At 67.3% G+C, this 7,203-nt stretch carries 8 protein-coding genes; 5 read left to right on the top strand and 3 right to left on the bottom strand.

Annotated features, from left to right (window positions below; all coding sequences use genetic code 11):
- Nucleotides 1-75: 75 nt before the first annotated feature.
- Complete coding sequence (gene fliF, locus ACTHNR_RS08985) at nucleotides 76-1,890, bottom strand: flagellar basal-body MS-ring/collar protein FliF (RefSeq protein ID WP_440547231.1); 1,815 nt, start codon at nucleotides 1,888-1,890, stop codon at nucleotides 76-78.
- 265 nt (nucleotides 1,891-2,155) lie between these two features.
- On the opposite strand from fliF, the gene fliE reads away from it, so the two are divergent.
- The 5 genes from fliE (at nucleotide 2,156) to ACTHNR_RS08960 (ending at nucleotide 5,431) form a co-directional block, all read left to right on the top strand.
- Nucleotides 2,156-2,497 (top strand): flagellar hook-basal body complex protein FliE, encoded by a 342-nt coding sequence (gene fliE, locus ACTHNR_RS08980; protein WP_440547230.1) that lies wholly within the window; start codon nucleotides 2,156-2,158, stop codon nucleotides 2,495-2,497.
- A 159-nt stretch (nucleotides 2,498-2,656) separates the two neighbouring features.
- Nucleotides 2,657-3,094 (top strand): flagellar export chaperone FliS, encoded by a 438-nt coding sequence (gene fliS / locus ACTHNR_RS08975; protein ID WP_440547229.1) that lies wholly within the window; start codon nucleotides 2,657-2,659, stop codon nucleotides 3,092-3,094.
- Nucleotides 3,091-3,417 (top strand): flagellar protein FliT, encoded by a 327-nt coding sequence (locus ACTHNR_RS08970; protein WP_440547228.1) that lies wholly within the window; start codon nucleotides 3,091-3,093, stop codon nucleotides 3,415-3,417. Before fliS ends, ACTHNR_RS08970 begins: the two co-directional genes overlap by 4 nt.
- A 95-nt stretch (nucleotides 3,418-3,512) precedes the next feature.
- Nucleotides 3,513-5,036, top strand: a complete 1,524-nt coding sequence (gene fliK / locus ACTHNR_RS08965; RefSeq protein ID WP_440547227.1) for a flagellar hook-length control protein FliK — start codon at nucleotides 3,513-3,515, stop codon at nucleotides 5,034-5,036.
- On the top strand, nucleotides 5,033-5,431 hold the full coding sequence (locus tag ACTHNR_RS08960; RefSeq protein ID WP_440547226.1) for an EscU/YscU/HrcU family type III secretion system export apparatus switch protein: 399 nt from the start codon (nucleotides 5,033-5,035) through the stop codon (nucleotides 5,429-5,431). The genes fliK and ACTHNR_RS08960 overlap by 4 nt, the downstream gene beginning before the upstream one ends.
- A 90-nt stretch (nucleotides 5,432-5,521) precedes the next feature.
- Here ACTHNR_RS08960 and ACTHNR_RS08955 read toward each other — a convergent pair whose 3' ends face one another.
- Both ACTHNR_RS08955 and ACTHNR_RS08950 read right to left on the bottom strand, forming a co-directional pair.
- Complete coding sequence (locus tag ACTHNR_RS08955) at nucleotides 5,522-6,529, bottom strand: XdhC family protein (protein ID WP_440547225.1); 1,008 nt, start codon at nucleotides 6,527-6,529, stop codon at nucleotides 5,522-5,524.
- A complete protein-coding gene (locus tag ACTHNR_RS08950; RefSeq protein WP_440547224.1) occupies nucleotides 6,502-7,071 on the bottom strand; it encodes a CoxG family protein in 570 nt (189 codons plus the stop codon). Before ACTHNR_RS08950 ends, ACTHNR_RS08955 begins: the two co-directional genes overlap by 28 nt.
- Between the last annotated feature and the right edge of the window lie 132 nt (nucleotides 7,072-7,203).

The following is a 7,203-nucleotide window of genomic DNA, read 5'->3' as shown; positions in this document are numbered from 1 at the left end:
GCGAGAAACTTGAATACTTCAGCGGCTTCTTCCTCGCCGATCGACATCAGCAGAAGCGCGCTCTTCGTGACCCCTTCAGCGCTCATCGGACACCCAATTCTTGACAACCGTCGCTACGATCTTCGGATCCTTGCGCGCGATAGTCCGCGCGTAATCGAGGTTCCGTTCGAACTTGTGCTTCTCATTCTCGAACGCCAGGAGGTTTTGCTCCATGTCGTCTTCGAGTTCCATCGCCGTCGTGATCGGCGTCGGCGATCCGCCGTCGAGCAGCACGGGCTCTCCGGGGCCGTCGAGGGCGCCGGCGATGCCCGCGGCCTCGCCCCCCTGCGATTCGATCGGCGGGAAGGCGCGCCGCATCGCGGGCTTGACCATCATGAAGTAGAGGACCAGGGCGACGATGCCGATGCCGAGCCACTTGGCCGCTTGGATGGCCAGCGCGATGATTTGCGGCTGCTTCCACCACGGCAGGTTCGCGAGCGGATCGGCTTCCTGCGTGAACGTCGCATTGACGATGTTGACCGAATCGCCGCGCTTGGCGTCGTAGCCCATCGCGTCCTTCACGAGTTGCGTGACTTGCGCGAGCTTTTCCGGCGTGAGCGGCTGCATCGTGGCGTGGCCCTTGGCGTCCACCACGCGCTGGTAGTTGATGACCACCGCGGCGGACAGGCGCTTGACGCCGCCTTGGGCTTGCGCGACATGGCTCACCCGCTTATCGAGCTCATAGTTCGTCGTCGCGTCCTTGCGCTCGCTGATCGGCGTGGTCGCGACGCCCGTGGCGCTCGCGCCGCTGGCGACGACGATCGGCGCCGAGGCTGGCTGCGGCGGCGAGTTCGACAGCGCGCCCGGCACGCCCGAGGCGCCGCCTTGCGTCATGTCGGTCGCTTCGCTCGTTTGCCGGCTGCGAATCGCCGCTTGCTGCGGGGTGCCGTTCGGGCCGTACGTTTCGGCCGTTTGTTCCATTTGCGAAAAGTCGATGTCGGCGCTGACCTGCGCATGCGCGTTGCCCGGCCCGAAGAGCGGAGCGAGGATCGCGTCGATGCGCTGCTGCGTGTTGTGCTCGACTTGCTGGACGTACTTCAGTTGCGTGGCGTCCAGGCCGTTACCCGAGGAAGGCTGGGTGAGCAGCGTGCCGTCCTGGTCGACGATCGTGACGTTCTTGACCGGCAGATTGGTCACGCTGGAGGCCACCATATGCGTGATGGCGGACACTTGCCCTTCGTCGAGCATGCGGCCCGGGAAGAGATTGACGAGCACGGACGCCGTCGGCGCTTCGCGGTCGCGCACGAATACGGACGGTTTCGGGATGGCCAGATGCACGCGCGCCTGGCGCACGACGGAGATCGACTGGATCGTGCGTTCGAGTTCGCCTTCGAGCGCGCGTTGGTAGTTGACTTGCTCGGCGAACTGGCTGATGCCGAACTTTTCGTTGTCCATCAGTTCCATGCCGACCGAACCGCTCTTGGGCAGGCCTTGCGAGGCGAGCCGCAGACGCGTCTCGTTGACCTGGTCCGACGGCACGAGAATGGCCGAACCGCCCTCGGAGAACTTATAGGGCACGTTCGCTTGCTGCAGTGCGGCGATGATTGCGCCCCCGTCTTGATCCGACAGGTTGGTGTAGAGCACGCGATAGTCCGGCGCGCGGCTCCACAGCACGAGCGCCGTGACGACGGCCACCAGGACGGCTACGGCGACGATGAGCGGCGCGCGCGGGTTGCCGCGCATCTGCGAAATGGACGACAGCCGCTGGGCGAAACCGCCCTCGGCGCCGCCGGCTCCCGCGGCGCCAAGGCCCGCGCCCGGCAGGGCGCCTGCCGCGGCCGCGCCGGGCTGCGCGCCTGCGAGGCCCATGCGGGCGTCGGGGTTGATCAAAGAATTGGCCTGCGAATCCATGCGTCGGGTTTCTCCGGAATGCGGGGGTGTCCGGCCGGCGGGCCTTCAGGCGCTGAGCCTCGTCGGCACAGGCGGGACACTTTCACGATGGGGATTATCCATACCGGTACGCAACTGAATCAGTCGAATAGAAGCGGGTTTTCCCCCTAGTTTCACGGGTTTGCGCAGGGGGCCGCTGCTATGCTCACTCTCCGTGATGGGTCAGTGCGCCGTATGTTCCGCGGGCGCCCAGCCTATCGACCCTTTTTTGGATTTGGGAGAGACCATGACCGTGCCAGTGAATCCGCTCACGTCGGCCCTGCAGCAGATGCAGGCAATGGCCGCCGAGGCAACCGGCCAGTCGAAGGCAGCCGCGCTCGGCCAAGAGTCCGGCGCGGCGACCGCCGGCAGCTTCGCCACCGCGCTCAAGAGCTCGCTCGACAAGATCAGCGACGATCAGAACAAGGCGGTCGGGGAGTCGCAGGCATTCGAGCTCGGTTCGCCGAACGTGTCGCTCGGCGACGTGATGGTGGACATGCAAAAGGCCAACATCGGCCTGCAATTCGGCTTACAAGTTCGTAACAAGCTCGTCGCCGCCTATAACGACATCATGCAAATGTCGATTTGAGCCCCGCCTGGCGGGCCCCCATAGCGCCGATCGGCGGGAACGGCTAAAGCTTTGCGAAAGGCCGTCCGATAACCGCGTTATGGGCAGCGCGCCAATGCCGGAGGAGAAGGCGGCGCGTTTGGCAAACCGCATATTTACGACCAACAAGGAGAAGCGCCGATGTTTTCCCAAGGCAACGCTGGAGCGGGCGCGTATGCGCGGGTCAGCGTCGAGACAGGGGTGATGGGCGCAAATCCGCATCGATTGATCCTCATGCTGTATCAAGGTGCACGCAAGGCGATCGCCCAAGCGCGCATGCATTTGCAGCAGGGCAACATCGGCCCGCGCGGCGAGGCGATCAGCAAGGCCATCGGGATCATCGGCAGCGGCTTGCAGGCATCGCTGAACAAGGAAATCGGCGGCGAAATCGCCGAACGGCTCGACGCGCTGTATACGTACATGTCGCGCCGCTTGCTCGAAGCGAACATCGCCCAAAGCGAGGCGATGCTCATCGAAGTGGACGGCTTGCTCGCGACGCTCGAGGAAGCTTGGATTGCCATCGGCGCGGAAGCCGCGCGGGTATTGGCGCAGCAGGAGCAGGCAGGCGCGCAGCGATGAATTCGAAAGCAGACTATTTTGCTCGTTACGAAGCGATTGCCGCGGTTTCATCGCGGATGCTGACCGCGGCGCGCGACGCGCTGTGGAACGAACTCATGGAGTTGCAGGAAGAGTACCGGACGCTCGTCGATACCCTGCGCGACGATTCCGGCCTTTCGCTCGACGAGCAGGAAAGGCTGCGCAAGTACGACCTGATTCGCCAGATCTTGGCCGACGACGCCGCGATTCGCGATCTCGTCAATCCGAGCGTCGCGCGGCTGTCGGCTTTTTTTTCGGCACGGCGCCCGGCGCACGTGCTCAAGGAACTGTTCGGCGCGCGCTGAGCGCGGCGGGCTCACCCATCTCAATCCTCCCGCTCGCGGCGCGACAGCGCACCGCGTAGCGAAGGCAGGCCCGAACGACGGCGCAAGGACGCGGCATGACAGGAATCGACTCTGCTCTCGCCTCGATGCTCGTCAGCCGCATCGACAGCCTGCTCGACGGCGTCGCGGCAGGTTCCCGCACGAGTCCCGCCCAGTCCGGCGCGACGGGACTGACCGTCGATACGCCCCTGCCGGCCGACGGCGCTGCCGCGCTTGCCGATACGCCGCCTCCCGCCTCCGCTCAAGCCGTTCTATCCGAAGTCGCGTTGACGCTCGACGCGATTTCGCGGTTCGGCGGCGATGCCACGCCGGCCGTCATCGGCGAAGCCCCGATCTGGCATTCGCCGCCCGCGATCGATACGCCGGGCGGGCTGTTTTCGGCCGACGCCAATGCGGCGGCGGCAACGGCCGGCGCGCGCGACGGCGCCAATCCGGCGGCTTCGGCCCAAACGGGCGCCGCGGCCGGCACGGCTGCCCTTGGCGCGGCGGCCACGGCGATGCCGGTCGAAGCGCTGGCCGAGGCGCTGGCGAAAACCGTCGACGAATCGGGCCTCTTTTACGAATCCCATCTGGCGCAGTGGCTCAGCGGCGCCTACCCGGCTGACGCGCTGGCCAACGAACCGCAGACGCGCCTCGCGGCCGAGGCCATCCAATTGCCCCTCGACTGGAGCGATGGCGAAGGGCAGGCCGGGGGCAACGGCGCGCCGGCGTGGGCAGGCTCGAACGGGGCGATTCCCGCCGGCGGCGGATGGCTGCCTCACGAGCTGCCGCCGCAGCTCTCGCTGCCCGCGTTCGGCGCGGGGCCGCACGCGGGCGCCGCGAGCGGGTATCCGAACACGGCGGCGGACGGCGCGGCATGGCGCGGCCCGCGCGCAGGCACGCTGGACGATGCGAGCTTCGGCGGGGCCGGCGGTGCACGGTCGAACTCGCTCGAACCGGATGTGCGCGCATCGATCGCCGCGTCGATTCACACGGCGACGATTCCGCTCGTGCGGCAGCAGCTCGACGTGCTTGCCACGCAGCAATTTCGCTGGACGGGCGAAGTGTGGCCCGGGGCGAAGCTCGACTGGACGATCGAACCGGAGCGCGAGCGGCGCGGCACGGGCGGCGAAGCCAACGGTGAAAACCCGCAGCAGGCTTGGCGCACGCGCGTGACGCTCGCATTGCCCACGCTCGGCACCGTCGATGCCGACCTGGTATTGACGGGAAATCAGCTCGTCGTGCGCGTGCAGGCGAGCCCTGGCGGCGCGGCACGGCTCTCGTCCGGCGGCGCGGCATTCGGCGCCCGGCTGCAAGCGGCCGGCATCGAGCTCACCGGACTGCAGATCAGAGAGATCGGCGGGGCGGCGCCGGCCGCCGCGGGCAGCGCCGCATCGTCCGCGACATCCGCCTACGCGCGCGCGGCCGCCGAGGCGCTCGACGCCGAGGCGCGGGAAACGCCTAGGGGAGCGGCGCCATTCGACGGGCAAGGCACGGCGGGCGCGCACAGCAGCGAGACCGACGCGAAGGCGGGACGCGGGCCGGTCTCCTCGCCGATCGATCGCCTGTTCGAAGACCCGTTCGAATGGAGCGGATCATGAGCCGAAGGGAAAGACGCAAGAGCGCCGCGGCCATCGCCTACGACGAGAAGGGCGGCGACCGAGCGCCGCGTGTGATCGCCAAAGGCTACGGGCTCGTGGCCGAGATGATCATCCAGCGTGCTCAGGAGGCGGGGCTGTATGTCCATCGCGCCCCGGAAATGGTGTCGCTGCTGATGCAGGTCGATCTCGACTCGCGCATTCCGCCGGAGCTCTACCAGGCCGTGGCGGAACTGCTCGCCTGGTTGTACCGGCTCGAGAGCGGTGTCGCCGATGAGCATGCGGGAGCCCCGGTGGACATGGCGCAGTCGGGGGCGGCCGATGCGGCCGATGCCGACGAAACGGCGACCCATGCGGGACCCGCGCCCAACTACGCGATTCCGCTTTTGCCGAGCTGAATTTACCGCGGGCGCCGCGGCTCCACGCGGCGGCGCCCGCGTGTCCGGACGTTCAGGCGCCAAGCAACCCCGATCCGACCACCTACCGGTTTACACCCCGCACACGGACTGCTCGCGCGCAGCCTTTGCCCCTTCGACTTGGAGCATCGTCGGCAGCGACACGCCGTTTTTCGCGGCGGTCACTTCGGCGAGAATCGAAATCGCGATCTCGGGCGGCGTCCGGCTGCCGATATAGATACCGACGGGCCCGTGCAGCCGCGCCAGCTCGTCGTCGCTCAAATCGAACTCGCGCAAGCGTTCGCGCCGCGCCGCATTGTTGCGCCGCGATCCGAGCGCCCCGACATAGAAGGCGGGTGTCTTGAGCGCCTCCATCAGGGCGAGATCGTCGAGCTTCGGATCGTGCGTCAGCGCGATGACCGCCGAACGCCGGTCGAGCTTCATGTCGAGCACGGCGTCGTCCGGCATCATGCGCACGATTTCCGTGCCGGGTACATGCCACTCGTCGGTGTAGGCCTCGCGCGGATCGCAAACCGTCACGCGATAGTCGAGGCCCACGGCCATCGACGCCAAATAGCTCGAGAGCTGTCCGGCGCCGATCACTAGCATGCGGTAGCGCGGCCCGTGCACGGTAACGAGCCGCGCCCCGTCGAAGCGCACGCCGTCGGTGGCCGAGGCCGGCGACAGGCGGGCGCTGCCCGTCGCCATATCCAGCGTGCGTGCGACGAGCGAGCCTTGACCGAGCGCATCGCACAGCGCATCGATGCCGCTGCCCGCAGTGAGCGGTTCGAGCACGAGCTCGAGCGTGCCGCCGCACGGCAAGCCGAAACGATGCGCCTCTTCCGCCGCGATGCCGTAGCGAGCGACGCTCGGCCGCGTCAGGTCGATGTCGCCGCTACGCAGCCGTTCGATGAGGTCGTCCTCGATGCACCCGCCCGAGACCGACCCGACGACGAGCCCGTCACCGCGCATGGCGAGCATCGCCCCCTCGGGACGCGGGGAGGACCCCCATGTCCGTACGACCGTACCGATTACCACGCGATGGCCCTCTGCGAGCCAGCGCGCGCTGGTCGTCAGGACCTCGAGGTCCATGCTTTCCACGACTTCCCTCCTTTGCCCGTGGGCGCCGATTCTCGCACCGCCGCATGCTGAAGCGATGGTTCGGAAGGCTGCGGCGCATCGGCCGGCAGCGTCAAATCGCGGGCCGTGAGGCGTGCCGCGAAACGTTTGAAAAATTCGTCGGCCACTTTGCGCACGGCGTCATGTATCGGATTCTTGCCGTCGGCATGGAGCGCTTGCGAGCGCGCCGTATAGAGCAGCGTCGACGCGGCGTCGCCGTCGGCCTCGAGCCGCAAGCGCGCGCCGGGTTGCCCACCGTTGACCGCGCCCGCGCCGGGCGCGTCGATCTCGAACACGAGCGTGCGCGACTGCGGCGTGTCGGCTTCCGCCAAGCGGACCCGTCCCTTGAAACGGGCCGCGACCCCGTCGGAGGTCAGATTCATGGCTAGGAAGAAGCCGTTTTCCCCGTCGGCTTGAATGTCTTCGCATCCCGGGATCGATGCCTGCAGGATCGCGGCATCGGTGAGCGCTTCCCAAGCTCGCTGCGGAGACACGGGCAGCGTGTAGCTTTCCGTCAATTCCATTGCGTTGCTCTCCTGTAAGAGGGAAAGACCGCGGCCGCGAGCGGACGACCACGTAATTGTCATTATGTACCGTGTGGCGGGACCGGGTTCGCAGGCTGCATGAGGCAGGCGAGCAGCAAGGGGCGTGCAAAG

This window comes from Trinickia sp. (genome assembly GCF_051954495.1).
Lineage (GTDB): Bacteria > Pseudomonadota > Gammaproteobacteria > Burkholderiales > Burkholderiaceae > Trinickia.
This window is presented reverse-complemented; position numbering and strand designations above follow the sequence as displayed.